Source organism: Streptomyces canus (assembly GCF_030815415.1).
In the GTDB taxonomy this organism is placed as follows: Bacteria; Actinomycetota; Actinomycetes; order Streptomycetales; family Streptomycetaceae; genus Streptomyces; species Streptomyces canus_F.
Genome location: NZ_JAUSWW010000001.1, coordinates 3362752 through 3386727 on the forward strand (window position 1 = coordinate 3362752; position 23976 = coordinate 3386727).

Annotated in this window: 25 protein-coding genes; 5 read left to right on the forward strand and 20 right to left on the reverse strand. The window is 71.0% G+C overall.

Annotated features, from left to right (window positions below; genetic code table 11):
* Nucleotides 1-31: 31 nt before the first annotated feature.
* The 3 genes from QF037_RS15280 to QF037_RS15290 all read right to left on the reverse strand — a co-directional run bounded on the left by QF037_RS15280 (nt 32) and on the right by QF037_RS15290 (nt 3298).
* Complete coding sequence (locus QF037_RS15280) at nt 32-604, reverse strand: GNAT family N-acetyltransferase (protein WP_307025545.1); 573 nt, start codon at nt 602-604, stop codon at nt 32-34.
* Entirely contained in the window at nt 582-2810 is a 2229-nt protein-coding gene (locus QF037_RS15285; protein ID WP_307025547.1) for an MMPL family transporter, read from the reverse strand. Before QF037_RS15285 ends, QF037_RS15280 begins: the two co-directional genes overlap by 23 nt.
* A 191-nt stretch (nt 2811-3001) precedes the next feature.
* On the reverse strand, nt 3002-3298 hold the full coding sequence (locus tag QF037_RS15290; RefSeq protein WP_307025548.1) for a hypothetical protein: 297 nt from the start codon (nt 3296-3298) through the stop codon (nt 3002-3004).
* Between the two features lie 186 nt (nt 3299-3484).
* On the opposite strand from QF037_RS15290, the gene QF037_RS15295 reads away from it, so the two are divergent.
* Nucleotides 3485-4294: a methyltransferase domain-containing protein gene (locus tag QF037_RS15295; protein WP_307025550.1), complete on the forward strand. Its 810-nt coding sequence runs from the start codon at nt 3485-3487 to the stop codon at nt 4292-4294.
* 48 nt (nt 4295-4342) lie between these two features.
* Here the strand turns inward: QF037_RS15295 and gatB are convergent, their stop codons facing one another.
* The 10 genes from gatB to QF037_RS15345 all read right to left on the reverse strand — a co-directional run bounded on the left by gatB (nt 4343) and on the right by QF037_RS15345 (nt 15873).
* Complete coding sequence (gatB, locus tag QF037_RS15300) at nt 4343-5857, reverse strand: Asp-tRNA(Asn)/Glu-tRNA(Gln) amidotransferase subunit GatB (protein WP_307025552.1); 1515 nt, start codon at nt 5855-5857, stop codon at nt 4343-4345.
* A 15-nt stretch (nt 5858-5872) separates the two neighbouring features.
* Nucleotides 5873-6112 carry a hypothetical protein gene (locus QF037_RS15305; RefSeq protein WP_307025555.1) on the reverse strand — a complete coding sequence of 80 codons (240 nt, stop codon included), beginning with the start codon at nt 6110-6112 and terminating at the stop codon, nt 5873-5875.
* Entirely contained in the window at nt 6109-7611 is a 1503-nt protein-coding gene (gene gatA, locus QF037_RS15310; protein ID WP_307025557.1) for an Asp-tRNA(Asn)/Glu-tRNA(Gln) amidotransferase subunit GatA, read from the reverse strand. The genes QF037_RS15305 and gatA overlap by 4 nt, the downstream gene beginning before the upstream one ends.
* Nucleotides 7612-7616: 5 nt before the next feature.
* Nucleotides 7617-7913, reverse strand: a complete 297-nt coding sequence (gene gatC / locus QF037_RS15315; RefSeq protein ID WP_007384860.1) for an Asp-tRNA(Asn)/Glu-tRNA(Gln) amidotransferase subunit GatC — start codon at nt 7911-7913, stop codon at nt 7617-7619.
* Nucleotides 7914-8141: 228 nt separating this feature from the next.
* Nucleotides 8142-10385 carry a putative bifunctional diguanylate cyclase/phosphodiesterase gene (locus QF037_RS15320; protein WP_307025558.1) on the reverse strand — a complete coding sequence of 748 codons (2244 nt, stop codon included), beginning with the start codon at nt 10383-10385 and terminating at the stop codon, nt 8142-8144.
* A gap of 292 nt (nt 10386-10677) precedes the next feature.
* Nucleotides 10678-12870 (reverse strand): NAD-dependent DNA ligase LigA, encoded by a 2193-nt coding sequence (gene ligA / locus QF037_RS15325; protein WP_307025560.1) that lies wholly within the window; start codon nt 12868-12870, stop codon nt 10678-10680.
* Between the two features lie 15 nt (nt 12871-12885).
* On the reverse strand, nt 12886-13884 hold the full coding sequence (locus QF037_RS15330) for a methionine synthase (RefSeq protein ID WP_307025562.1): 999 nt from the start codon (nt 13882-13884) through the stop codon (nt 12886-12888).
* Nucleotides 13881-14570 (reverse strand): SDR family oxidoreductase, encoded by a 690-nt coding sequence (locus QF037_RS15335; RefSeq protein ID WP_307025564.1) that lies wholly within the window; start codon nt 14568-14570, stop codon nt 13881-13883. Before QF037_RS15335 ends, QF037_RS15330 begins: the two co-directional genes overlap by 4 nt.
* 26 nt (nt 14571-14596) lie before the next feature.
* Complete coding sequence (locus tag QF037_RS15340) at nt 14597-15136, reverse strand: LOG family protein (protein WP_307025565.1); 540 nt, start codon at nt 15134-15136, stop codon at nt 14597-14599.
* A complete protein-coding gene (locus tag QF037_RS15345) occupies nt 15133-15873 on the reverse strand; it encodes a class I SAM-dependent methyltransferase (RefSeq protein WP_307025568.1) in 741 nt (246 codons plus the stop codon). The genes QF037_RS15340 and QF037_RS15345 overlap by 4 nt, the downstream gene beginning before the upstream one ends.
* A 77-nt stretch (nt 15874-15950) precedes the next feature.
* On the opposite strand from QF037_RS15345, the gene QF037_RS15350 reads away from it, so the two are divergent.
* Both QF037_RS15350 and QF037_RS15355 read left to right on the forward strand, forming a co-directional pair.
* On the forward strand, nt 15951-16277 hold the full coding sequence (locus QF037_RS15350) for a DUF427 domain-containing protein (protein ID WP_307025569.1): 327 nt from the start codon (nt 15951-15953) through the stop codon (nt 16275-16277).
* Between the two features lie 29 nt (nt 16278-16306).
* The gene (locus QF037_RS15355; RefSeq protein ID WP_307037174.1) at nt 16307-17089 is read left to right on the forward strand and encodes an alpha/beta fold hydrolase; all 783 of its coding nucleotides are present in this window, start codon (nt 16307-16309) and stop codon (nt 17087-17089) included.
* On the opposite strand, the gene mnmA is transcribed toward QF037_RS15355, so the two are convergent.
* Nucleotides 17079-18206, reverse strand: coding sequence for a tRNA 2-thiouridine(34) synthase MnmA (gene mnmA, locus QF037_RS15360; RefSeq protein WP_307025571.1), 1128 nt, complete (start codon nt 18204-18206; stop codon nt 17079-17081). The genes QF037_RS15355 and mnmA overlap by 11 nt on opposite strands.
* A gap of 60 nt (nt 18207-18266) precedes the next feature.
* Here mnmA and QF037_RS15365 point away from each other — a divergent pair, with 60 nt between their 5' ends.
* Nucleotides 18267-18929, forward strand: coding sequence for an N-acetylmuramoyl-L-alanine amidase (locus QF037_RS15365; protein WP_307025574.1), 663 nt, complete (start codon nt 18267-18269; stop codon nt 18927-18929).
* Nucleotides 18930-18951: 22 nt separating this feature from the next.
* Here QF037_RS15365 and QF037_RS15370 read toward each other — a convergent pair whose 3' ends face one another.
* From QF037_RS15370 to QF037_RS15380, 3 genes are read right to left on the reverse strand one after another with little or no spacing between them, the layout of a single operon-like run.
* On the reverse strand, nt 18952-20121 hold the full coding sequence (locus QF037_RS15370) for a cysteine desulfurase family protein (protein ID WP_307025575.1): 1170 nt from the start codon (nt 20119-20121) through the stop codon (nt 18952-18954).
* A gap of 52 nt (nt 20122-20173) precedes the next feature.
* Complete coding sequence (locus tag QF037_RS15375; RefSeq protein WP_307025577.1) at nt 20174-20455, reverse strand: DUF4190 domain-containing protein; 282 nt, start codon at nt 20453-20455, stop codon at nt 20174-20176.
* Nucleotides 20456-20501: 46 nt separating this feature from the next.
* A complete protein-coding gene (locus tag QF037_RS15380) occupies nt 20502-20666 on the reverse strand; it encodes a hypothetical protein (RefSeq protein WP_307025579.1) in 165 nt (54 codons plus the stop codon).
* A 143-nt stretch (nt 20667-20809) separates the two neighbouring features.
* On the opposite strand from QF037_RS15380, the gene QF037_RS15385 reads away from it, so the two are divergent.
* Nucleotides 20810-21436, forward strand: a complete 627-nt coding sequence (locus QF037_RS15385; RefSeq protein ID WP_307025580.1) for a TetR family transcriptional regulator — start codon at nt 20810-20812, stop codon at nt 21434-21436.
* Nucleotides 21437-21512: 76 nt separating this feature from the next.
* Here QF037_RS15385 and QF037_RS15390 read toward each other — a convergent pair whose 3' ends face one another.
* From QF037_RS15390 to QF037_RS15400, 3 genes are all read right to left on the reverse strand, one after another.
* A complete protein-coding gene (locus QF037_RS15390) occupies nt 21513-21887 on the reverse strand; it encodes a hypothetical protein (protein ID WP_307025582.1) in 375 nt (124 codons plus the stop codon).
* 114 nt (nt 21888-22001) lie between these two features.
* Nucleotides 22002-23018, reverse strand: coding sequence for a helix-turn-helix transcriptional regulator (locus QF037_RS15395; protein ID WP_307025584.1), 1017 nt, complete (start codon nt 23016-23018; stop codon nt 22002-22004).
* Between the two features lie 61 nt (nt 23019-23079).
* On the reverse strand, nt 23080-23961 hold the full coding sequence (locus tag QF037_RS15400; protein ID WP_307025587.1) for a thioesterase family protein: 882 nt from the start codon (nt 23959-23961) through the stop codon (nt 23080-23082).
* Nucleotides 23962-23976: the final 15 nt, after the last annotated feature.

A 23976-nucleotide genomic window follows, 5' to 3' on the forward strand; every position in this document is an offset into this window, starting at 1 on the left:
CGCACCGTACGGACGCAGTCTGAGAGGTTTCTTAATGATCGCTGTGAGCGGCACGCGCGCGTGCCTCACGCCACTCGGGCGCCAGCACCGACCAAACCTCGAGATCGTGCCGCACCCCGCCATAGAGGTGCGCCTGCCGGTGGACGCCGTCGCGGGTCATCCCCAGCCGCCGGGCGACATTGAGGCTGTTGGTGTTGCCGGCGGCAGCGATCCATTCGACGCGGTGGATGCCGCGCTCCTCGATCACCCAGTCGATGAGCACCCGCATCGCCCGGGTGATCAGCCCGCGCCCGGTGGCGGCGGGCTCCAGCCAGCAGCCGACCTCGGCGTTGCCCTGAGCGGCGTCGAAGTTGAGGGTGAGCACTCCGCCGACGAGTTTTCCGTCGAGCCAGATGCCGTGGTAGCCGCCGGTGTCGTCGGCGCGCATCCGGGCGTAGCGCTGGAGCGTCTCGCGCGCGGACTCCACGTCCACCACGTGGGAGCCGAAGGGGATGAACTCCCCGATGAACTCCCTGCCGCGGTCCAGGTTCGCCAGGAACTCCTCCGCGTGCCACGGCTCCAGCGGACGCAGTTCGGCGCCGTCACCCAGCGATATCGCGTACATCGATGTCCCGCTCCTTCTCCAGCTCCGCCACGACGCCGTCCAGCCTCGCATGGGCGGCCCGGCACTCGGGCGGCTCGATGCTGATGCGGGGCATCCGGCGGTCCAGCCAGCCCGGCAGCCACCAGTTGGCGCCGCCCAGCAGATGCATGAGGGCGGGGACGAGCAGGGTGCGCAGGACGAACGCGTCGAGGGCGACGGCGGCGGCGAGGGCGATGCCGAACATGGCGATCACGCGGTCGCCGCTGAGGACGAAGGCGAGGAAGACCGAGATCATGATGACCGCGGCGGAGTTGATCACCCGGCTGGTCTCGGCGAGGCCGACGCGGACGGCCCGCCGGTTGTCACCGGTCTCCAGCCACTCCTCGTACATCCGGCTGACCAGGAAGACCTGGTAGTCCATGGAGAGCCCGAAGAGGACGGACACCATGATCACCGGCAGGAAGGGCTCGATCGGTCCCGCCCGGCCGAGGCCCAGGAACTCGCTCCCCCAGCCCCACTGGAAGATCGCGACGACGATCCCGAAGGCGGCGGCGACCGCGGCGACGTTCATCGCGGCCGCCTTCAGCGGGATGCCGACGGACCTGAAGGCGAGCAGGAGCAGCAGACAGCCCAGGCCGATGACGACGCCGACGAACAGGGGCAGCTTGCCGACGATCACCTCGGCGAAGTCGTCGTACGACGCCGTCACGCCGCCGACCTGGATGTCGAGCGAGGTGCCGGTCTCGGCGCGCGGCAGCACCTCGGTGCGCAGCCGGTCGACGAGGTCGCTGGTCTTCTGGGACTGCGGGGACGACTCGGGGACGATCGTGAAGTACCCGGTGTCCCCGCCCGCGTCGTAGGTCACCGGCGTCGCCGAGGCGACGCCCTCGGTGGTGCGGATGGTGGCGTCGAGGTTGTCGAGGAGGAGCTTGTCCTCGGCGCCGTCGACGTGGGTCACCAGGGTCAGCGGGCCGTTGACGCCGGGGCCGAAGCCGGCGGCGAGCAGGTCGTAGGCCTGGCGGGTGGTGGACGCCTGCGGGTTGTTGCCCTGGTCGGAGGTGCCGAGGTGCAGTCCCAGCGTGGGCAGGGCCAGGACGGTCATGACGGCGAGGGCGACCGCGCCGAGCAGCTTGGGGTGGCGTTCGACGAACGCCGACCAGCGCGCGGCGAGCCCGGTCGGCAGCTCGGGCTGGGGCCCGTGCTGGTCCAGGTGGCGTCGCTCGCGGCGGCTCAGGGCGCGCATGCCGATGAAGGAGAGCAGGGCGGGCAGCAGGGTGACGGAGGCCGCGACGGTGAGGACGACGGTGAGCGAGGCGGCTATCGCGACGCCGTTGAGGAAGCTGAGCCGGAGGATCAGCATGCCCAGCAGGGCGATGCAAACCGTGGCACCCGCGAAGACGACGGCCCGTCCGGTGGTCGCGACGGCGTTGGTGATGGACTCGGCGACGCCCAGTCCGCGTTTCAGTCCGCGCCGGTGCCTGGTCACGATGAACAGGGCGTAGTCGATGCCGACGCCGAGCCCGATCAGCATGCCGAGCATGGGCGCGAAGTCGGCGACGGTCATGGCGTGCCCGAGCAGCACGATCCCGGCGTAGGCCGTGCCGACGCTGACCAGCGCGGTGGCGATGGGCAGCAGTGAGGCGGCGAGCGAGCCGAAGGCGAGGAACAGCACGAGCGCGGCGACGAGCACGCCGACGGCCTCGGCGAGATGTCCGCCCGAGGACTCGGTGAGGGCGATGGCGCTGCCGCCCAGTTCCACCTGGAGCCCGTCACTGCCTGCCTTCTCGGCGGCGTCGACGACGGCCTGCGCCTGGCCCGCGTCGATGTCCTCGGCCCGGTCCTCGAAGGTGACCGTGGCGTACGCGGTTCGACCGTTCTCACTGATCTGGGTGGCGCCCTGCTCGTCGTACGGACTGACGACGGCTGCCACTCCGGGCAGATCGGCGATCTCGTCGAGGGTCCGGGTCATGGTCTGTTCGACGGCGGAGGCACGGACCGTGCCGGACGTGGTGTGCCAGACGACGGTGTCGCTGTCCCCGCCGAGCTGCGGGAAGCCTTCCCGCAGCAGCTGGGTGGCGCGGCCCGACTCGGTGCCGGGGACCTCGTAGTCGTTCGAGTACGCCGAGCCGGTGGCCACGGCGGCCGCGGTCACCCCGCCGAAGGCGAGGAGCCACAGCAGAACGGCGACGAGGCGGCGCTGGACACACCAGCGTGCGAGGGCTGCCACGAAACGTGCTCCCGGGGGGATTTATGGATCTTTGACCGGGAACAGTCGTCGATGAGATGAACAGCCCGCAAAGAACGCATGAGCAATGCGGAGACCACTCTTGCAGCCAGAAATGATCGTTTACCGCATTCGTGCGTTTATTCACAGGAGTGGGAGGCAGATCACAGGACAGTAACGGCCGCTCTGTCACCTCAGTCGAACTGGTCGCCCAGCGCCATCACCATCACGCCGACGATCAGCAGCCACAGCGCCCTGCGGGTGCGTCCCCGGGAGCCCAGCACCGACGCGAGTGCGCAGACCGCGGCCCCGGTGGCGTAGGCCGCCGGGACGAGCGCCGGACCGGATCCCGTGAAGCGGAGCGCCGAGGCCGCCATGCCCGCGAGCGTCAGCACCGCCCCGGTGGCAAGAGCCGTCCAGCGGGCCCGCCGCGCGTCCTCGGCCGGGTCCGCGTACTCCTCCGGTATCTCGGAATCACCGCGTCCGTTCATGGCGGGCGAGCGTAGCGCGTCCCCCTGAGAAACCGGGTGCCGAACGGCCTCGCCCCCTGCTACGGTCCCGCCGTCCGCCGTCTCCGGCTTCCCGCCGCCGACCGAAGCAGGTTGATTTTTTGAAGGTCCGACCGAGCTCCTACGCATCTCTCTTCCCTACGAAGGACTCAAGGAGCCCGTTCACCGATGTCAGACATCACCCCGAGTGCCTCGAGTGAGGACCTCGTCCAGCGGCTGACCCAGAGCCGCTGTCCGCGCAGCAACGGCTACGACGTCCGCTGGGTCATCGAGAACCAGATGGGCCCGAACGCGCTGTGGCTGCTGGAGTGGCTGGCGCCCGCGCTGGGTCTCGACCGGCTGCGCCCCGGCGCCCGCGTCCTCGACCTGGGCTGCGGCCGCGCCATGACCTCCGTGTTCCTCGCCAAGGAGTACGACGTTCAGGTCACCGCCGCCGACCTGTGGGTCAAGGCCGACGAGAACGCCGTACGCGTCGCCGAGGCGGGTGTCGGCGACCGTGTGCTGCCGGTGTACGCCGAGGCGCACGACCTGCCGTTCGGCGAGGGCACGTTCGACGCGATCGTCTCCGTCGACGCGTATCAGTACTTCGGCACGAACGACCTGTATCTGCCCACGCTGGCGCGGCTGTTGAAGCCGGGCGGGCGGATCGGGATCGTCGTACCGGCACTTCGGGAGGAACTGGAGGGCGACGACCCTCCGGCGCATCTGAAGGAGTACTGGGAGAAGGACCCCGGGTTCTGGGCGTTCCACTCCCCCGCCTGGTGGCGGAGGCTGTGGACGCGCAGCGGGGCCGTGACGGTCGAGACTGCCGACTGGCTGGAGGACGGCTGGCGCGACTGGCTGCTGTGGAGCGAGGTGTGCGCCGAGGAGAGCTCCAGCGAGTTCATGGCGGACATGGCGCGCTGGTCGGTCGACCTGATGCACGCCGACGTCGAGCATGTGCTCGGTTTCGCGCGGGTCGTGGGACGCCGTAAGTGACAGCGGGGCCCCGGAGGTCATGCCTCCGGGGCCCTGCCCACGACTGCCTCAGCCCTCGCTGACGCCCAGCTTCTCCAGGATCAGTTCCTTGACGCGGGCCGCGTCGGCCTGACCGCGGGTCGCCTTCATGACCGCGCCGACCAGGGCGCCGGCGGCGGCGACCTTGCCGCCGCGGATCTTGTCGGCGATGCCCGGGTTGCCGGCGATGGCCTCCTCGACGGCGGTGGTCAGCGCACCCTCGTCGGAGACGACCTTCAGACCGCGCTTGTCGACGACCTCGTCCGGGGTGCCTTCGCCCGCGAGGACGCCTTCGATGACCTGGCGGGCCAGCTTGTCGTTGAGGTCACCCTTGGCGACGAGCTCGGTGACCCGGGCGACCTGCGCCGGGGTGATGGCCAGCTCGTCCAGCGACGTGCCCGACTCGTTGGCGCTGCGGGCGAGTTCGCCCATCCACCACTTGCGGGCGGAGGCCGCGTCGGCACCGGCGTCGATCGTGGCGACGATCGGGTCCAGCGCACCGGCGTTGAGGATCGCCTGCATGTCGAGCGCCGAGATGCCCCACTCCGCGACGAGGCGGTTGCGGCGGGCCAGCGGCAGCTCGGGCAGACCGGCGCGGATCTCCTCGACCCACTCGCGCGAGGGGGCCACCGGAACGAGGTCCGGCTCGGGGAAGTACCGGTAGTCCTCAGCCTCTTCCTTCACGCGGCCCGAGGTCGTCGACCCGGTGTCCTCGTGGAAGTGCCGGGTCTCCTGGATGATCGTCGCGCCGCTGTTGAGTACGGCGGCATGCCGCTGGATCTCGAAGCGGGCGGCTCGCTCCACGGAACGCAGCGAGTTGACGTTCTTGGTCTCGCTGCGGGTGCCGAACTTCTCGCGGCCGTGCGGGCGCAGCGACAGGTTCACGTCGCAGCGCATCTGACCCTGCTCCATACGGGCCTCGGAGACACCGAGCGCCTTGATGAGCTCGCGCAGCTCGGCGACGTACGCCTTCGCGACCTCGGGAGCACGCTCGCCGGCGCCCTCGATCGGCTTGGTGACGATCTCGATGAGGGGGATGCCGGCCCGGTTGTAGTCCAGCAGCGAGTGGGACGCGCCGTGGATGCGGCCGGTGGCACCGCCGACGTGCAGCGACTTGCCGGTGTCCTCCTCCATGTGGGCGCGCTCGATCTCCACACGGAAGGTCTCGCCGTCCTCCAGCTGGACGTCGAGGTAGCCGTTGAAGGCGATCGGCTCGTCGTACTGGGAGGTCTGGAAGTTCTTCGGCATGTCCGGATAGAAGTAGTTCTTCCGGGCGAAGCGGCACCACTCGGCGATCTCGCAGTTCAGCGCGAGGCCGATCCTGATCGCCGACTCGACTCCGGTCGCGTTGACGACCGGGAGCGCGCCGGGCAGGCCGAGGCAGACGGGGCAGGTCTGCGTGTTGGCGTCCTGACCGAGTTCGGTCGAACAGCCGCAGAACATCTTGGTCTTGGTGCCGAGTTCGACATGGACCTCGAGGCCCATGACGGGGTCGTACGACGCGAGTGCGTCCTCGTACGACTCCAGGTCGGTCGTGGTGGTCACGGTGAAACTTCCCTCTCAGCCCAGCAGGACGTCGTCGTCGCCCAGCCGCTTCAGCTCGCGGTAGAGGATGGCGAGGCCGGTGACGATGGCGACGGCGGACACGGTGGCGTCGATGAGGACCAGGGTGTCCTTGTCGGCGCGGGCCTTCTTGAGCCGCTTGGCGACGCCGATCGCGCCGAACGCGGTCCCGGCGATGGACAGGTACGTGCCGGACCTGGACTTCTTGAAGCCCTTGGCCTTGGTCAGTGCGCTCACAGCGACGGAGCCTCCTCGAGAAGCGGATGCCCCCACTTTTCCACGAAGGCGGCCTCGACGGCGGCGCCGACCTTGTAAAGACGGTCGTCCTTCAGCGCCGGGGCGATGATCTGCAGACCGACCGGGAGGTTGTCCTCCGGGGCGAGACCGCAGGGCAGCGACATGGCAGCGTTGCCCGCCAGGTTGGTCGGGATGGTGCACAGGTCCGCGAGGTACATCGCCATCGGGTCGTCGGCACGCTCGCCGATCGGGAAGGCGGTGGTGGGCGTCGTCGGCGAGACGATGACGTCGACCTGCTCGAAGGCCTTCTCGAAGTCACGCGTGATGAGCGTGCGGACCTTCTGGGCGCTGCCGTAGTACGCGTCGTAGTAGCCGGAGCTGAGCGCGTAGGTGCCGAGCATGATGCGCCGCTTCACCTCGGGGCCGAAGCCCGCCTCACGGGTGAGGGAGGTGACCTCCTCGGCCGAATGGGTGCCGTCGTCGCCGACCCGCAGGCCGTAGCGCAGGCCGTCGAAGCGGGCGAGGTTGGACGAACACTCGGACGGCGCGATCAGGTAGTACGCCGACAGCGCGCGGTCGAAGGACGGACAGTCCAGCTCGACGATCTCGGCGCCCAGGTCCTTCAGCAGCGCGACGGACTCGTCGAACCGCTGGATGACACCGGCCTGGTAGCCCTCGCCGCGGAACTGCTTGACGACGCCGACGCGCATGCCCTCGACGCTGCCGTTGCGGGCAGCCTCGACGACCGGCGGGACCGGGGCGTCGATGGAGGTGGAGTCGAGCGGGTCGTGCCCGGCGATGACCTCGTGCAGCAGCGCCGCGTCCAGGACCGTACGGGCGCAGGGCCCGCCCTGGTCGAGGGAGGACGAGAACGCGACCATGCCGTAGCGGGACACGGCCCCGTACGTCGGCTTCACGCCGACCGTGCCGGTGACGGAGGCCGGCTGGCGGATGGAGCCGCCGGTGTCGGTGCCGATGGCGAGGGGTGCCTGGAAGGAGGCGAGGGCGGCGGAGGAGCCGCCGCCGGAGCCGCCGGGGATCCTGGTGAGGTCCCAGGGGTTGCCGGTCGGGCCGTAGGCGCTGTTCTCGGTGGAGGACCCCATGGCGAACTCGTCCATGTTGGTCTTGCCGAGAATGACGACGTCCGCGGCCTTGAGCCGCTTGGTGACGGTGGCGTCGTACGGCGGGATCCAGCCCTCGAGGATCTTCGAACCGACGGTCGTCGGGATGCCCTCGGTGGTGAAGATGTCCTTCAGCGCGAGCGGGACGCCGGCCAGCGGGCCGAGCTTCTCGCCCTTGGCGCGCTTCTCGTCGACGGCACGGGCCTGGGCCAGCGCGCCCTCGCGGTCGACGTGCAGGAAGGCGTGCACCTTCTCGTCGACGGCCTCGATACGGGCCAGGTGGGCCTCGGTCACCTCGACCGCGGTGAGCTCGCCGGAGGCGATCTTCGCGGCGGTCTCGGCGGCGGTGAGCTTGATGATGTTGACGTTGTCCGTCATGGCGGTTAGTCCTCCCCCAGGATCTGCGGCACCTTGAAACGCTGCTGCTCCTGGGCCGGGGCGCCGGAGAGCGCCTGCTCGGGGGTGAGCGACGGACGGACCTCGTCCGCCCGCATGACGTTCGTCAGCGGGAGCGGGTGCGAGGTCGGCGGTACGTCTTGGTCGGCGACCTCGCTGACGCGTGCGACCGCGCCGATGATGTCGTCCAGCTGTCCCGCGAAGTGCTCGAGCTCTTCGGGCTTCAGCTCCAGACGCGCCAGCCGTGCGAGGTGGGCGACCTCCTCGCGCGTGATGCCAGGCATGCAGCGATCCTCTGGGTGGGAGTGTGTGGTTTGGGGCCAATCCTATGGGGCGGCGCCCTGTGCCCGTGAAACGGTTTCCTCGCCCCCGGCCGGCGTCGGTGAATTCAGCCCCTCCGGCGTCTGAGGAGCGAGGGTCCAGCGGGCGGCGCCCCCTGGGAGCCGGGTCGAAGGCGCGGCAGCCCCTGGGGATGGGAACGGGTAGGGGCGGTGGGGGCGAAAATCGCCTGGCTACTCGTCGGCGGCAGCCGCCGGCAGGGCCGCCCGCGGGCGCTGCCATCCGCGTGCACCCCGGGCCCGCAGCCAGGCAGTGGCCTCCTCGGCCGGCATCGCCGCCGCGACCAGCCACCCCTGGACGGCGTCGCAGCCCAGGTCCCGCAGCCGCTCCCAGGTCTCGTCGTCCTCGACGCCCTCGGCGACCACGAGGAGGCCCAGCGAGTGAGCCAGGTCCACCGTGCACCGCACGATCTCGGCGTCCTCGGTGTCGATCGCCAGCCGCGCCACGAAGGAGCGGTCGATCTTCAGCTCGCTGACCGGCAGCCGACGCAGATGCACCAGCGACGAATAGCCCGTGCCGAAGTCGTCCAGCGACATCTTCACGCCGTGCCCGGTCAGCCCCGCGAGGGTGTCGGCGGCGCGCTGCGGGTCCTCCAGGAGCACGTGTTCGGTGATCTCCAGCTGGAGCGAGCCCGCGGGGACGCCGTGCCGGGCCAGCCGGGCGGCGACGGAGCCGGCGAAGCCGGGGGTGTGGACGTCGCGCGGGGAGACGTTGACCGCGACGGGCACGTACAGGCCCTGGGCGCGCCACCGGGCCACCTGGGCGAGCGCGGTGTCCAGGACGTACTCCGTGAGGTGCGGCATCAGCCCCGACGACTCCGCGATGGCGATGAACTCGTCCGGCGGCACCTTCCCGCGCTCCGGGTGCACCCACCGGACGAGGGCCTCCAGGCCTGCCACCTGTCCGTCGAAGCGGACCTTGGGCTGGTAGTGCAGCTGGACCTCGTGCGCGTCCAGGGCCCGGCGCAGATCGCCCAGCAGTCCGAGCCGGTCGGGGGTGTTGGAGTCCCGCTTGGACTCGTAGACCTCGACGCCGGTACGGTCCCGCTTCGCCTGGTACATCGCCACGTCCGCCCGGCGCAGCAGCCCCTCGGCGTCCAGGGCGTGGTCGGGGAAGACGGCGACTCCGGCGCTGGCCTCCAGGACGAGGGTGAGCCCGTCGAGGTCGAGCGGGGAACTGAGGGCCGCGACGAGGTTGCGGGCGACCCGGGTCGCGGACGTCGTGGAGTCGGCGACGGGCAGTAAGACGGCGAACTCGTCACCGCCGAGCCGTGCGGCCTCCGCTCCGCGCGGCAGGGCCGCCTGCAGCCGGTCGGCTATCTGCAGGAGCAGCCGGTCGCCGGCCAGGTGGCCCAGGGTGTCGTTGACCGACCGGAAGCGGTCGAGGTCGATGAGCATCAGGGCGGCCCGGGCGCCGATGCGTTCGGCGTCGTCCAGGGCGGTCCAGATCCGTTCGAGGAGCCATTGCCGGTTGGGGAGCCCGGTCAGCGGGTCGCGCAGCTGCTCCTCCGCCCGGGCCCTGGCTATCCACAGGGTGGAGTCGAGGGCGATGAGCGGGATCGAGAAGAGCGGCAGCAGCACCGGTTTGGCGACGGCGACGACGCAGACCAGCGGTGCGATGCCGAGCAGCGCGACCGCGACCAGGCCTTGTCTGACGAGGGCGGTGCGGGCCACGGTGGGCAGTCCGCCGGTGCGCGGGGCGTGCAGGTACCACAGCAGGGTGCGGGTGACCGCGAGGTAGGCGGCCGCCACGAGGACCACCCCGGGGGCGGTGTAGAAGGTCCAGGTGTCGGGGTCCCAGGGGGTCTCGACGGACGGGACGCGTCCGAACGCGGCCAGCACCAGGGCGCCGGCGCCGATGCCGAGGATGTCCACCGCGCCGTGCAGGACGCCCTGTCGCCAGCGGTTCCGCCTGGCTATGCCGACCAGGACGACGACGGTGAGGCTGACCATCCCGGCGGGCACCCAGCCGTACAGCAGCAGCACGGCGAGGGTGAGGGCGGCGCCCGAGCCGGTGCCGCCCCACCAGCGCTCTCGGCCGAGCGCGACGAGGTGGCCGACGATGATGCCGGTCAGCAGGGCCAGGGACCAGCCGACGGTGCCGGACGGGAAGAGGGCGTGGCCTTCGGTGAAGGCCCGGTAGAAGCCGGCGCCGAGCACGAATCCGGCCGCCGCGACGACCCCGGTGGGCAGCGCGGGCCAGGACAGATGCCGCTCGGACCCGGAGCCCGGCAGCGCGGGGGTATGGTCGGCGAGCTGTACGGTGCTACGTCCGGCTGCCGAGGCGGAGTACGGTCCGAGGGCGCGCGCCTCCTCGCCCGGACGGTGTGCGGACCGCGTCGACCGCCGGCTCGCCCGCCAGGCGCCCGTCATCCGGCGCAGCCGTGAGTCCGGGGCGGCGCTCTCGGTCGGTTCCATTCCCGTCCCTCTCACAGCCGGCGGTGCCCACGCCACGCGGCCCGTTGCCCGACAAACCTTCGACGGCGCCGCGTTGGAAAGCCCTTCCCCCTGCTCTGGAGGAGCAAGGGGATGCCCCGACCGCAGCTGGGCACGGCAGGCGCACCTCTCAACAGTAGGCCGCGGAAGGCTTCCACGGGCAACGGTCGTCGACGGTTGCCCGAATGCGCCCCGGCCACCCGTATGCATCTGGTATGCGCCGATCGGGTGGCCTTCAACCGCTGCTCCGTCCTACTCCTCGCCCGCTTCGCGCCTACTCCTCGGTCGGAAGCGCGACTTCGGCGGCCGCCTCGGGGCCCTGTTCCAGCAGGACGTCGAAGCCGTCCTCGTTCAGGACGGGCACCTTGAGCTGCATCGCCTTGTCGTACTTCGAACCTGGATTGTCACCCACAACGACGAAAGACGTCTTCTTCGAAACAGAACCGGTCACTTTCGCACCCCGAGTTTGCAATGCCTCCTTGGCGCCATCACGGGTGAAGCGCTCCAGGGTGCCGGTCACCACGACGGTGAGGCCTTCGAGGGGGCGGGGGCCCTCGTCCTCGCCGGAGCCCTCCTCCTCCATGCGGACGCCGGCGGCCCGCCACTTGCGGAGGATCTCCTGGTGCCACTCCTCGGCGAACCACTCCTTGAGCGACTTCGCGATGATCCCGCCGACGCCGTCGGTGCCGGCCAGCTCCTCTTCCGTCGCCTGCTCGATCCGCTCGATCGAGCGGAACTCACGGGCCAGCGCCTCGGCAGCGACCGGTCCGACGTGACGGATCGACAGGCCGGTGAGGACCCGGGCAAGGGGGCGTTCCTTGGCCGCGGCGATGTTCTCCAGCATCGCGAGGGCGTTCTTGCGGGGGCCGCCCTCCTTGTTGGCGAAGACCGTGGCGGTCTTCTCCTTGCCAGTCTCCGGGTCCCGCTTGGGCAAGCCGGAGTCCTGGTCGAGGACATACGCCGTGATGGGCAGCAACTGCTCGATGGTGAGGTCGAACAGGTCGCCCTCGTCGGTCAGCGGCGGCTCCTTCGGTTCCAGCGGCTTGGTGAGGGCCGCCGCGGCCACGTACCCGAAGTTCTCGATGTCCAGCGACTTCCGCCCCGCGAGGTAGAACAGGCGCTCGCGCAATTGGGCGGGGCAGGTGCGGGCGTTCGGGCAGCGCAGGTCGATGTCTCCCTCCTTCATCGGCCTGAGCGGGGTCTCGCACTCGGGGCACTTCTCCGGCATGACGAAGGGCGTCTCGGTGCCGTCGCGCAGATCCACCACCGGTCCGAGGATCTCCGGGATGACGTCACCGGCCTTGCGGATCACCACGGTGTCACCGATGAGGACGCCCTTGGCCTTGACGACGTCCTGGTTGTGCAGGGTGGCGAACTCGACCTCGGAGCCCGCGACCGTGACGGGCTCGACCTGGGCGTAGGGCGTCACCCGACCGGTTCGGCCGACGCCGACCTTGACGTCGATCAGCTTGGTGTTCACCTCTTCCGGCGCGTACTTGTAGGCGATCGCCCAGCGGGGCGCGCGAGCCGTGGAGCCGAGGCGTCCCTGGAGACGGATCTCGTCGAGCTTGACGACCGCGCCGTCGATCTCGTGCTGCACCGAGTGCCGGTTCTCCCCGAAGTACGCGATGAACTCCCGTACCCCGTCGAGGTCGTCGACGACCCTGTTGTGCTGGGCGGTGGGCAGGCCCCATTCCTTGAGCAGGTCGTAGGCCTGGGAGAGGCGGGTCATGCCGTCGAAGCCCTCCAGGGCGCCGATGCCGTGCACGACCATGTGGAGGGGGCGGGTGGCGGTGACGCGCGGGTCCTTCTGGCGCAGTGAACCGGCCGCCGCGTTGCGCGGGTTGGCGAAGGGCTTGTCACCGGCCTCGTTCAGGCGGGCGTTGAGCTCCTCGAACTTCTCCATCGGGAAGTAGACCTCGCCGCGGATCTCCACGAGGTCGGGGACCTTGTCGCCGGTGAGCCGGTCCGGGATCTCGGCGATGGTCCGGACGTTGGGCGTGATGTCCTCGCCGGTGCGGCCGTCGCCGCGGGTCGCCGCACGGACGAGACGGCCCTGCTCGTACGTCAGGTTGACGGCGAGACCGTCGACCTTCAGCTCGCACAGGAGGTGGTAGTCGGAGGTGCCGACGTCCTTGGCGACGCGCTCGGCCCAGGCCGCCAACTCCTCGTCGCTGAAGGCGTTGTCGAGGGAGAGCATGCGGGAGCGGTGCTCGACGGAGGTGAACTCCGTCTCGTAGGCCCCCGCGACCTTCTGCGTCGGCGAGTCCGGTGTCCGCAGCTCGCTGTACTCCTCCTCCAGCGCCTCGAGCGAGCGCAGGAGCTTGTCGAACTCCGCGTCGCTGACGACCGGAGCGTCCTTCACGTAGTACCGGAAGCGGTGCTCCTCGATCTGCTCAGCGAGCTTCGCGTGCTGCTCCCGCGCCTCGGCGGGCACCGTCGTCTCCGCTTGCTTGTCGCCGGCCACCGTGTTGTCCTCCCGTTACTCTGGGTTGTCCGCGAGGGACCTCGCCGCCTGGGCACAGTGGGCGAGAGCCGCGCGCGCGTAACTCGGGGAGGCCCCCGCGAGCCCGCACGCCGGAGTGACCGTGACCGCCTCCGCGAGAAGCCCCGGATGCAGCCCCAACCTGCGCCACAGCGTCCTGACACCCATGACGCTACCGGCCGGGTCCGACAATGCCGTGTCCGTGCCGGGTACGACACCGGCGAAGAGCCGGGCGCCGTCCTCCACCGCCTCACCGATCGCGTCGTCGTCACGCTCGGTGAGAAGACTGAAGTCGAAGGAGATCGCCGCCGCACCGGCCCGGCGCAGGAGGGCGAACGGGACGTCCGGTGCGCACGAGTGGACCACGACGGGACCTTCCGCGTGAACCCCGACGACACCGCGGAGGGTCGACTCGACGACCTGCCGGTCGACGGCGCGGTGGGTGCGGTAGCCGCTGGCGGTCTTGACGTGCCCGCGGAGCACGGCCATGAGGGAGGGCTCGTCGAGCTGGAGGACGAGCTGGGCGCCGGGGATGCGGCGGCGCACTTCGGCGAGGTGCTCGCGCAGTCCCTCGGCGAGCGAAACGGCCAGATCCCGGCAGGCGCCGGGGTCACCCAGGGCGGACTCGCCGTTCCTCAGCTCCAGCGCGGCGGCGAGGGTCCAGGGACCGACGGCCTGCACCTTGAGCGGGCCCTCGTAGCCCTGGGTGAACTCCTCCAGGGCGTCCAGGTCTTCATTGAGCCAGGACCGGGCGCGCTTGGTGTCCCGGCCCGGCCGGTCCCCGATCCGCCACCCGCTGGGCTCGACGCGCGCGTACACCTCGACGAGCATCCCGGCGGTCCGCCCGATCATGTCCGCGCCGGGCCCGCGCGCGGGGAGCTCGGGCAGGAACGGGAAGTCCTCGAAGGAGCCGGTGGCCGTCCTGGCGGCCTCCCTGGCGTCGCCGCCGGGCAGGGAGCCCACGCCGGTGGCGGGAGCGAAAGCGAAAGCGGTCATCGTCCCGGCCTCACCGTCAGGTCGTTGATCTCCGCGTCCCTGGGCAGGTCGATCGCCGTCAGGATCGTCGTGGCGACCGACTCGGGGTCGATCCATGCCGAGGGGTCGTACTCCTTGCCCTCCTGCTGGTGGACCTTGGCCTGCATGGGGCTCGCCGTGCGGCCGGGGTACACGGAGGTGACGCGGACACCGTTGCCGTGTTCCTCCGCGCGCAGGGAGTCCGCCAGGGCCTTCAGGCCGTGCTTGGAGGCGGCGTACGCCGACCACTCCGCGCTCGCCCGCAGGCCCGCGCCCGAGTTGACGAACACCACGTGCCCCCGCGCGGTGCGGAGTTGGGGCAGGAGGTGGCGGGTCAGCTCGGCGGGGGAGATCAGATTGACGTTCAGCTGGTGGCGCCAGGACTTGGGGGTCAGGTCGCCGACCGGCCCGAGGTCGACCACCCCCGCGATGTGCAGCAGGGAGTCGATCCGGTCGGGGAGCGTCTGGTGGGAGAAGGCCCAGGACAGCTTGTCCGGGTCGGACAGGTCACCGACGAGTGTCCTCGACCCGGGGAACTCCGCCGCCAGCTCCTTCGCACGGCCCGCGTCGCGCGCGTGGAGCACGAGTTCGTCTCCGCGGGCGTGCAGACGGCGGGCCACCGCCGCGCCGATGCCGGAGCCCGCCCCGGTGATCACATGTGTAGCCATGCCGCCATGCTCGCATCACCCGGGGGTCACCCGATGCCCTGGCTCTCCTCCAGGTACGCCAGCGCCCCCACCGGCTCCTCCGCGAAGAACACCAGGTCGGTCAGTGGACGCGGCAGGAAGCCCTCGTCGTCCATGCGCCGGAACTGCTCCTTGAGACCGTCGTAGAAGCCCGCGGTGTTCAGCAGGACCACCGGCTTGTCGGTGTGGCCGTGCTTCTTCAGCTCCAGGATCTCCGTCGCCTCGTCCAGCGTCCCCGTGCCGCCCACCATGATCACCACCGCGTCGGCCTTCTCCAGGAGCAGCTTCTTGCGCTCGGCGAGATCCTTCGCGATCACCATCTCGTCGACCCCGGGACGGACCTTGGCGGACAGGAACTCGACCGAGACACCGACGAGCCGGCCGCCCGTCTCCTGCACCCCGTCCGCGACCACCTTCATCAGCCCGACGTCCGAACCGCCCCACACCAGTGTGTGGCCGCCCTTGCCGAGCAGCTCCGCGAACTCCCGCGCGGGGCGGGTGTAGCGCTCGTCGAGGTCGGCGGCGGAGAGGAAGACGCAGATGTTCATGGGCCCACCGTACGGGCCCGGTCCGACATCAGGGTGACGCGGATCTTCGACTGCCCTTGCGGCAGCCGCTCCCAGTCGTCCATGAAACGGGCCTTCAGGCCGTGGCGTGCGGCGATCGTGGTCAGGGTCCGCGTCCGGTAGGAGAAGTCCTCGTGCGGCACCTGGTGTTCGCGGCCCTCGGTGCGGTTGAAGGTGAAGTCGAAGTGGCCGCCGGGCGCCAGGATGCGCCCCACATGCGCGAGGCACTGCTCGACGACCTGCCGGGGCGAGTGCGAGAAGACGCTGTGCGCGTGGACGACGTCGAAGTGCCCCTCGGGCAGGAAGCCGAAGGTCAGGTCGCCGACGAGCGTCAGGTACGGCAGTTTGGACTGCAGTCCCTCGCGTACGAGGGTGCCCTGGGCGGCGAGCAGGATGGCCGGGGAGATGTCGATGCCGTAGTAGTGGCCGGTGTCCAGGTGGTCGATCAACAGGCGTCCCGCGCGGAGGTTGCCGCAGCCGATCTCGAGCACGTGGTGCTCCGGGCGCAGGCCGTGGGCCAGCAGGTAGTCGAACTGCATCCGGCCGAGCTGTGCCCGGCGTTCGCGCGACGGGTCGTGCCCCACCGCCGCCTCGGGGCTGCGGGCCGTGTCGTCGGCCGTCACCGCGCGGTGGTACGCGATGTGCCCGGGGTACCGCAGGGCGTGACGGACCCGGTGGACGACGTTCTGGCGGTCTCCGGACGGATCTGCGGCTCCCATGAGGACCTCCTCGGGAAGAACTCGAGGCCGGCGCGCGCTGCATCTTCCACATACGGCTACCCCAAGGAGGCCCCACCGTGACCCAAGGGCACCGCATCACCGTCGAGAAAGGCACCGCACACGTCCGCGTCGTCCACGGCGACCAGGTCCTCGCGGAGACCGACCGGCCCCTCGTCCTGCGCGAGACAGGCTCTCCGGTGCGCTACTACATCCCTGCCGAGGACGTACGCCTGGACCTGCTGACCCCGTCGGACACCCGTACCGTCTGCCCCTTCAAGGGGACGGCCTCGTACTGGTCGCTGCCGGACGCGGCGGACCTGGTCTGGGCCTACCCCGATCCGAAGCCGGGCGTGGCCGAGATCAAGGACCACCTCTGCTTCTACGAGGTGGACGTCACCGATTAGTCCGGCGGCCGGTGGCAGTCTTCACCGGCATGGACAAGAAGATTCTTTCCCGCGACGGCACGCCCCTCGCCTACGAAAGCACCGGACAGGGCCCTGCCGTGATCCTCGTGAGCGGGGCGATGTCGACGGGCGGCACGGTGGCTCCACTGGCCGTGCCGCTGTCGGACCGGTTCACGGTCCTCGTGTACGACCGCCGGGGCCGTGGCGAGAGCGGTGACACGGCGCCGTACGCGGTGGAGCGTGAGGTCGAGGACCTCGCCGCGCTGATCGGTGCGGCGGGCGGCGAGGCGTGTCTGCACGGGATCTCGTCGGGCGGGGCGCTGGTGCTCCGGGCGGCGGCGAGCGGGCTGCCGGTGCGCCGGGTCGCCGTGTACGAGACGCCGTTCGCGGACTTCTCCGAGCACGGTGCGAAGCGGCGGGCCGAGTACACCGAGAACCTGACCGCCGCCCTGGCCCAGGGCCGGCGCGGGGACGCGGTCGAGCTCTTCCTCCGGCTCGTCGAGATGCCCGACGAGATGATCCAGGGCGCCCGCCGGTCCCCCATGTGGCCCGGCATGGAGGCCGTCGCACCGAGTCTGGCCTACGACAATGCCGTCCTCGGCGACGGTCTGGTGCCCCGGGACCGGCTGGCCTCGGTCACCGTCCCCGTCCTGGCGGTCGCGGGAGGTGCGAGCCCCGAGTGGCTCCAGGAGGCCACCCGGGCGGTCGCGGAGGCGGTGCCGGAGGGGTCGTACCGGAATCTGGCGGGTCAGACCCACATGGTGGATCCGGACGCCCTGGCTCCGGTGCTGGCCGACTACTTCACGCGGTAGCGCCCGCCCTCGCGCGCGTGGTCGTCGCGATCGTCGCCGAGCCGACCACGCGCGTGTCGTCGTACAGCACGATCGCCTGGCCGGGGGCCACGCCGCGGACGGGCTCGGTGAACGACACCCGCAGCTCGCCGTCCACCAGCTCCGCGGTCACCTGCGTCTCGCCGCCGTGCGCGCGGAGCTGGGCGGTGTAGGTGCCGGGGCCGGTCGGGGCGGTGCCGCACCAGCGGGGCTTGACGGCCGTCAGCGCGTCGACGTCCAGGGCGGCGGCCGGGCCGACCGTCACGGTGTTGTTCACCGGGGAGATGTCCAGGACGTAGCGCGGCTTGCCGTCGGCGGCCGGGGTGCCGATGCGCAGGCCCTTGCGCTGGCCGATGGTGAAGCCGTACGCGCCCTCGTGGGTGCCGATCTTCGCACCCGACTCGTCGACGATGTCGCCCTCCGCCTTGCCGAGGCGGTTCGCCAGGAAGCCCTGGGTGTCGCCGTCGGCGATGAAGCAGATGTCGTGGGAGTCGGGCTTCTTGGCGACCGCGAGGCCGCGGCGCTCGGCCTCCGCGCGGATCTCGTCCTTGGTCGTGACCGTGTCGCCGAGCGGGAAGAGCGCGTGGGCGAGCTGCTTCTCGTCGAGGACGCCGAGGACGTACGACTGGTCCTTCGCCATGTCGGAGGCGCGGTGCAGCTCGCGCGAGCCGTCCTGACGGACGATCACCTGGGCGTAGTGGCCGGTGCAGACCGCGTCGAAGCCCAGCGCGAGCGCCTTGTCGAGCAGGGCGGCGAACTTGATCTTCTCGTTGCAGCGCAGGCACGGGTTCGGGGTGCGCCCCGCCTCGTACTCGGCGACGAAGTCCTCGACCACGTCCTCGCGGAAGCGGTCGGCGAGGTCCCAGACGTAGAACGGGATGCCGATGACGTCCGCGGCGCGGCGGGCGTCGCGGGAGTCCTCGATGGTGCAACAGCCACGCGCGCCCGTGCGGAACGATTGGGGATTCGCCGAGAGGGCGAGGTGGACACCGGTCACGTCGTGGCCGGCTTCCGCGGCACGGGCGGCGGCGACGGCGGAGTCCACGCCGCCGGACATGGCGGCGAGGACGCGGAGGGGGCGCTGCGTGGAGTGAGTCATAACTCTTCAAGGGTACGGGGGCGCGGGAACCGGAGCCCACGAGTATCCGTTGACGATCACATGGGGGCGAGCGAAGCATCCAAGGACGGCGACCGGCGGATCGGGCGCCGCGCCCTGCTGATCGGCGGGGCGGCCGCCGCGGTGGGCACCGGTGTGCTGGCCCGGGACGAGCTGGCGCGTCTGTGGTGGCGCACGCCCGGCGTGGAGAAGCCGCGCAAGGAGGGCGAGGTCGACTACACCGGAGCACGCTGGGTCGCGGCCTCGGACGCCAACTGGCGGCGCGCGGACCGGCCCGACGACTACGGCATAGACATGGTGGTCGTCCATGTCACCCAGGGCAGCTTCGACAGCGCGGTGAAGGCCTTCCAGGACCCGGACCACCAGGCGGCCGCGCACTACATAGTCGGCAAGAACGGCCGGGTCACCCAGATGATCCGCGAGCTGGACGTGGCGTACCACGCGGGCAACCGCGACTACAACGAGCGCAGTGTCGGCATCGAGCACGAGGGTTTCGTGGACCGGCCAGAGGACTTCACGGACGAGATGTACGAGGCCTCGGCCCGGCTGACGGCCCGGATCTGCGCGCGCTACGACATACCCGTGGACCGCGAGCACATCATCGGGCATGTGGAGGTGCCGGGGACGGACCACACCGACCCGGGTGAACACTGGGACTGGGACCGGTACATGAAGCTCGTGCGCGAGGCCTCAGTGAAGGTGTGACACAGGTCACATCTCCGGCTCCCTAGGTCAGCCCCGCCGCCCGGGCACGTTCCACCGCCGGGCCGATCGCCTTGGCGACCGCCTCCACGTCGGCCTCGGTGGAGGTGTGGCCGAGGGAGAAGCGGAGGGTGCCGCGGGCGAGGTCCGGGTCGATGCCGGTGGCGAGGAGGACGTGACTGGGCTGGGCGACGCCGGCGGTGCAGGCGGAGCCGGTGGAGCACTCGATGCCCTGGGCGTCCAGGAGCAGGAGCAGGGAGTCGCCCTCGCACCCGGGGAAAGTGAAGTGGGCGTTGGCCGGAAGCCGGCCCCCCGGGGACGGGTCGCCGCCGAGGATCGCGTCCGGGACCGCCGTACGGACCGCTTCGACCAGGTCGTCGCGCAGGGCGCCGATCTCCCGGGCGAACCACTCGCGCTGCTCGGCGGCGAGCCGGCCCGCGACCGCGAAGGAGGCGACGGCGGGGACGTCGAGGGTGCCGGAGCGGACGTGGCGCTCCTGGCCGCCGCCGTGCAGGACGGGTACGGGGGTGTACTCACGACCGAGGAGAAGCGCTCCGATGCCGTACGGACCGCCGATCTTGTGGCCGGAGACGGTCATCGCGGCCAGCCCTGAAGCGGCGAAGTCGACGGGGACCTGACCGAACGCCTGGACGGCGTCGGCGTGCAGCGGGACGCCGAACTCCTGGGCCACGTCGGCGAGTTCACGGACCGGCAGCACGGTGCCGATCTCGTTGTTGGCCCACATCACGGTGGCGAGGGCGACGTCGTCGGGGTTGCGCTCGACGGCCTCGCGCAGGGCGTCGGGGTGGACGCGGCCGTACGCGTCGACCGGGAGGTACTCGACCGTGGCGCCCTCGTGTTCGCCGAGCCAGTGCACGGCGTCGAGGACGGCGTGGTGCTCGACGGGGCTGGCCAGGACCCGGGTACGGGCCGGGTCGGCGTCGCGGCGGGACCAGTACAGGCCCTTGACCGCGAGGTTGTCGGCTTCGGTGCCGCCGGAGGTGAGGACCACCTCACTGGGGCGGGCGCCCAGTGATTCGGCGAGGGTCTCACGGGCCTCCTCGACGGTGCGCCTCGCGCGGCGGCCGGATGCGTGGAGGGAGGAGGCGTTGCCGGTGACGGCCAGCTGTGCGCTGAGTGCCTCGACTGCCTCGGGAAGCATCGGAGTCGTCGCGGCGTGGTCGAGGTAAGCCATGGTGACCCGATTCTACGGGCCCTGCGGAGAGGACTCGGTGCGAGGGTTGGCGCTAGAAGCTCCAGGACACCGTGCTGTCCATCTGCATGAACGCCACCAGCACCAGGAGGTCGGCGACGCCCAGGCCCAGCCCCAGGAAGGCGCGGCCGCGGCGGGCGGTGCCGCGCCACAGGGCGACCGAGGCCAGGGCGATGGCGATCGGGCCGAGGAAGACGTTCAGGACGAGGAGGCCGACGAGGCCGAGGATGAAGGCGGCCACGGCCATGCCGTCGGCGTCGCGGACCGGGGTGTCGCGGACCGGGGTGCGGTGGGTGGTCGGTGCGGTGAGCTGCATGGTGATCAGTCCCCTGGGATGCGGTGAGGGCGGGTGGGTCGGCGGGTCAGCGGGACGAGGCGTGGCGGCGGGAGTGCCGCTCGCGGAGCGCGAAGATGCCGAGCCAGGCGGCGATCACGGTCGCGGCGACGGCGGTGAAGGTGAACGGCGCGTGGGCGACGGTGCCCAGGACGGCACCGAAGAGCAGAAGTGCGGCGACGAGGAACAGCATGGGATGGATCCCCCTCCGAGATGCTTGCGTGGTGCTTCTCGTTACATGTCGGTGAACAGTTGTAGTAACACTTGTTCACTGACTTCCCAGCTTAGCGCGCCCTACGACTTCTCAATTCCAGAGAACAGTTGTTTACTGATGACATGAGTCACACCCTCGGCATCCGGCAGGCCCAGAAGCAGAAGACCCGGCAGGCGCTCCTCGACGCCGCGTTGGGACTGCTGGAGGAGCAGAGCCTGAGCAGCCTGGGCCTGCGCGAGGTCACGCGTGCCATCGGCGTCGCGCCGACCGCCTTCTACCGGCACTTCCGCTCCACCGCCGACCTCGGCGTCGCCCTCGTCGAGGAGGCGCTGGGCAGCCTGCATCCGCTGATCCGCACGACGGTCACCTCGGCCGACAACGCCGAGGAACGCATAGTCCGCGCCGTAGAGTTGATCGCCCACCACGTGGCCACGCACCCCGCCCACGTCCGCTTCGTCGCCCGTGAGCGGCACGGCGGTGTCCAGCCCGTGCGGGAGGCCATCCGGGGCCAACTGGCCCGGTTCGCCCAAGAGGTGAAGGACGAGCTCGCCAAGGACGTGGAGTCCGAGGGCTGGAGCGACGACGACCTGCTGATGCTGGCGAACCTGTACGTCGACCAGATGCTCATCACCGCCTCGCTGTTCCTGGAGGCACTGGAGGGCTCGGAGCAGGAGCGGGAGCGGGTCCGGCAGGTCGCCACCAGCCAGATGCGGCTCATCAGCATCGGCCGGGACCACTGGCGCGACTGAGCCGCACCGAGCGCAATGCCCGGGGGCGGCACCCCCGTTCACCGGGAGTGCCGCCCCTGTCGTACGACGTGGCAGGTCAGCTCTTCGTGGCCGACGCCGTCGCCTGCTGCGTCGGGGCACCGCTCGGCGCCGCGCCGCCGCCGGGACCACCGCAGCCGCCGCCCTGGTCACCGCCGGGACCGCCGCCCTGACCGCCCCCGCCGGGGCCGCCGCTGGGCATGCCCGAGGGCGCGCCGGACGGCTGGGCCGTGCCGTTGGCGGTGGGTGCGCCCGACGGGGCGCCGCTCGGCATGCCCGACGGGTTGCCACTCGGTGCACCGGACCGACACGACTGCTGCCCGGAGTTGCCGCTGTTCGAGGAGGACGAAGAGTCGCCCGAGCCGCAGGCCACCAGCGCGAGGGGCGAGAGCGCGAGCAGGGCCACTGCGGGGATGAGACGCACACGCTGCATGAGAAACAACTCCAAGAAGGATGAGGGAGTCCTGAGGGCTGGAACTCAATCAACGCGGCTTAGGGCTTCCTTGAGTGATCGCTGTCCCCGGCCTGTGCGCAAGGCAAAGCCCCTCTAAAGAGACCCGTCTGACCTGCGACTTTCTCCTGGCCCGTCGTCTGATCGCTGGTACAGGCCCGTGACAGAAGCGGCCGCCCGGAACAGTTCCTCGCGCACTTCGGGAGGGGAGAGCACCTCGACCCGGTCGGAGAATTGGAGCAGTTGGCGGGTCTCGCCGAGCTCGCCGTACGACATCCGGACCGTCACCCACTCACCCGCACCGCCGTCCTCGCCGTCGTCCGCGGGGAGTTCGGCCAGCCAGGGGCCGTTGAGCCGCAGGAACAGGTCGAGGCGGTCGCGCCGGACCCGCACGACGACGTCGATGCCGCCCGGCTGCTTCTCGACCTCGCGGCGCAACACCTCCCACACGTCGGCGAGTTCGACGCCAGGGCGGCGTTTGACCGGGTCGTCGAGCACGGTCGCCGCCCGCACCCGGTCGGCGCGGTACAGCCGCGGACTCCTCCGCCGGTCGGCGACGAGGTACCAGACGCCGGCCTTGGAGACGAGACCGTACGGGTCGACGGTGTACGTCCTCGGTTCCCGCCGCCCGCTGTGCCGGTAGCGCAGCCGGAGCCGGCGGTCGGCGAAGACCGCGTCCTGGAGCACGTCCAGGTCGACGGCGGCCCGCGGTCCGCCCTTCCAGCGGGTGGCGTCGACGAGGATGCGCCGGGCGGTCGCCTCGGCGGCGGGCCGATGGGGTGCGGGCAGCGCCGCCATCACCTTGCGCAGCGCCGAGCCGAGCGCCGCGTCCAGGCCGAGCGCGGCGTGCGAGCCCTGGGCGGCCAGGATGAACAGGGCACGGGACTCGTCGGCGGTCAGCCCGGTGACGTCCGTACGGAATCCCGCGAGCAGCTCGATGCCACCGTGCCGCCCGCGTTCGGCGTAGACGGGGACGCCCGAGGCGGACAGGGCCTCGATGTCCCGGTAGATGGTGCGTACGGACACTTCCAGGCGTTCCGCGAGTTCGTGCGCGGGGACACGGCCGCGGGTCTGCAGGAGCAGCAGGATCGACAGGAGGCGGTCGGATTTCACCCCACCAGGATCCCTCCCGCGGGGAAGGCACCCGCCAGGAGCAGCCTGGACCGGCGGCGGATCAGCCGAGCCTGACGCGGGCGAGCTGGCGGGACTGGGCGACCAGGCGGTCCGTGCTGTCCCAGACCTCGGCGTCCTCCTCCAGGAAGCCGCCGGCGAGGTTGCGGGTGGTGATCGAGACGCGGAGGGGGCCAGGCGCGGGGCGGCAGCGGACGTGGACCGTCAGCTCGACCGTCGGGACCCAGCCCTTGAGGCCGATCTCGAAGGCGGTGGGCGGCAGCGCGTCCACCGCGAGGAGCAGCGAGAAGGGGTCGGCGTCGCGACCGTCGGCCAGGCCGAACCAGGCCCGCATCTCGCCCTTGCCGGACGGCGCGCCGAGGGCCCAGCCCAGGGTCGACGGGTCCAGCTTGAGCATCAGCCGTTCGGTGAGGGCGGAGCTGCCGTCGACCGGGGCCGGACCACCCGACGGTAGTCGGATATCAGGTGCAGTCTCGGGACCGAAGCACTGGTCCATGGGCGGGAACGCGGGCGGCTTCGCCGTCGTACGGACGTCGTCGGGCAGGGAGCCCAGGTCGCCGTAGGAGGCGAGGACGCGGATGCGTTCGATCTCGTTGCCCTGCTCGTCGTACTGGAAGAGCGAGGCCTGGCCGGTGGAGAGGGTGCGGCCGGTGCGGACGATGTCCGTGCGGACGACCGCGGGGCCGGGCTGGGAGGCGGTCAGGTAGTGCGCGGAGATCGTGAACGGGTCGGCGTGCGGCAGGGCGTCCGCGAGGGCTCGGCCGAGGACGGCCAGAAGGTAGCCGCCGTTGACGGCGCTGATGATCGTCCAGCCGGCGGAGAGGTCGATGTCGTAGACGCCGGGCTCGCGGAGGGTGAGCGCGGTGTCGCGGTCGAACTCGCTGTCGCCGATCGTGGCCTGCGTGGCGGTAGCTGCTTCTGGCATGGCTGAACGGTACAA

What these genes read in the sequence shown, in the direction of transcription:
- QF037_RS15345 (WP_307025568.1), bottom strand. Translation starts at nt 15,873, where the DNA reads ATGGGAGCCGCAGATCCGTCCGGAGACCGCCAGAACGTCGTCCACCGG.
- gatC (WP_007384860.1), bottom strand. Translation starts at nt 7,913, where the DNA reads ATGCCTGGCATCACGCGCGAGGAGGTCGCCCACCTCGCACGGCTGGCG.
- QF037_RS15335 (WP_307025564.1), bottom strand. Translation starts at nt 14,570, where the DNA reads ATGGCTACACATGTGATCACCGGGGCGGGCTCCGGCATCGGCGCGGCG.
- QF037_RS15330 (WP_307025562.1), bottom strand. Translation starts at nt 13,884, where the DNA reads ATGACCGCTTTCGCTTTCGCTCCCGCCACCGGCGTGGGCTCCCTGCCC.
- QF037_RS15370 (WP_307025575.1), bottom strand. Translation starts at nt 20,121, where the DNA reads ATGGCTTACCTCGACCACGCCGCGACGACTCCGATGCTTCCCGAGGCA.
- QF037_RS15375 (WP_307025577.1), bottom strand. Translation starts at nt 20,455, where the DNA reads ATGCAGCTCACCGCACCGACCACCCACCGCACCCCGGTCCGCGACACC.
- QF037_RS15390 (WP_307025582.1), bottom strand. Translation starts at nt 21,887, where the DNA reads ATGCAGCGTGTGCGTCTCATCCCCGCAGTGGCCCTGCTCGCGCTCTCG.
- QF037_RS15320 (WP_307025558.1), bottom strand. Translation starts at nt 10,385, where the DNA reads ATGGAACCGACCGAGAGCGCCGCCCCGGACTCACGGCTGCGCCGGATG.
- QF037_RS15385 (WP_307025580.1), top strand. Translation starts at nt 20,810, where the DNA reads ATGAGTCACACCCTCGGCATCCGGCAGGCCCAGAAGCAGAAGACCCGG.
- QF037_RS15340 (WP_307025565.1), bottom strand. Translation starts at nt 15,136, where the DNA reads ATGAACATCTGCGTCTTCCTCTCCGCCGCCGACCTCGACGAGCGCTAC.
- QF037_RS15400 (WP_307025587.1), bottom strand. Translation starts at nt 23,961, where the DNA reads ATGCCAGAAGCAGCTACCGCCACGCAGGCCACGATCGGCGACAGCGAG.
- QF037_RS15355 (WP_307037174.1), top strand. Translation starts at nt 16,307, where the DNA reads ATGGACAAGAAGATTCTTTCCCGCGACGGCACGCCCCTCGCCTACGAA.
- QF037_RS15280 (WP_307025545.1), bottom strand. Translation starts at nt 604, where the DNA reads ATGTACGCGATATCGCTGGGTGACGGCGCCGAACTGCGTCCGCTGGAG.
- QF037_RS15295 (WP_307025550.1), top strand. Translation starts at nt 3,485, where the DNA reads ATGTCAGACATCACCCCGAGTGCCTCGAGTGAGGACCTCGTCCAGCGG.
- mnmA (WP_307025571.1), bottom strand. Translation starts at nt 18,206, where the DNA reads ATGACTCACTCCACGCAGCGCCCCCTCCGCGTCCTCGCCGCCATGTCC.
- gatA (WP_307025557.1), bottom strand. Translation starts at nt 7,611, where the DNA reads ATGACGGACAACGTCAACATCATCAAGCTCACCGCCGCCGAGACCGCC.
- QF037_RS15290 (WP_307025548.1), bottom strand. Translation starts at nt 3,298, where the DNA reads ATGAACGGACGCGGTGATTCCGAGATACCGGAGGAGTACGCGGACCCG.
- QF037_RS15365 (WP_307025574.1), top strand. Translation starts at nt 18,267, where the DNA reads ATGGGGGCGAGCGAAGCATCCAAGGACGGCGACCGGCGGATCGGGCGC.
- QF037_RS15380 (WP_307025579.1), bottom strand. Translation starts at nt 20,666, where the DNA reads ATGCTGTTCCTCGTCGCCGCACTTCTGCTCTTCGGTGCCGTCCTGGGC.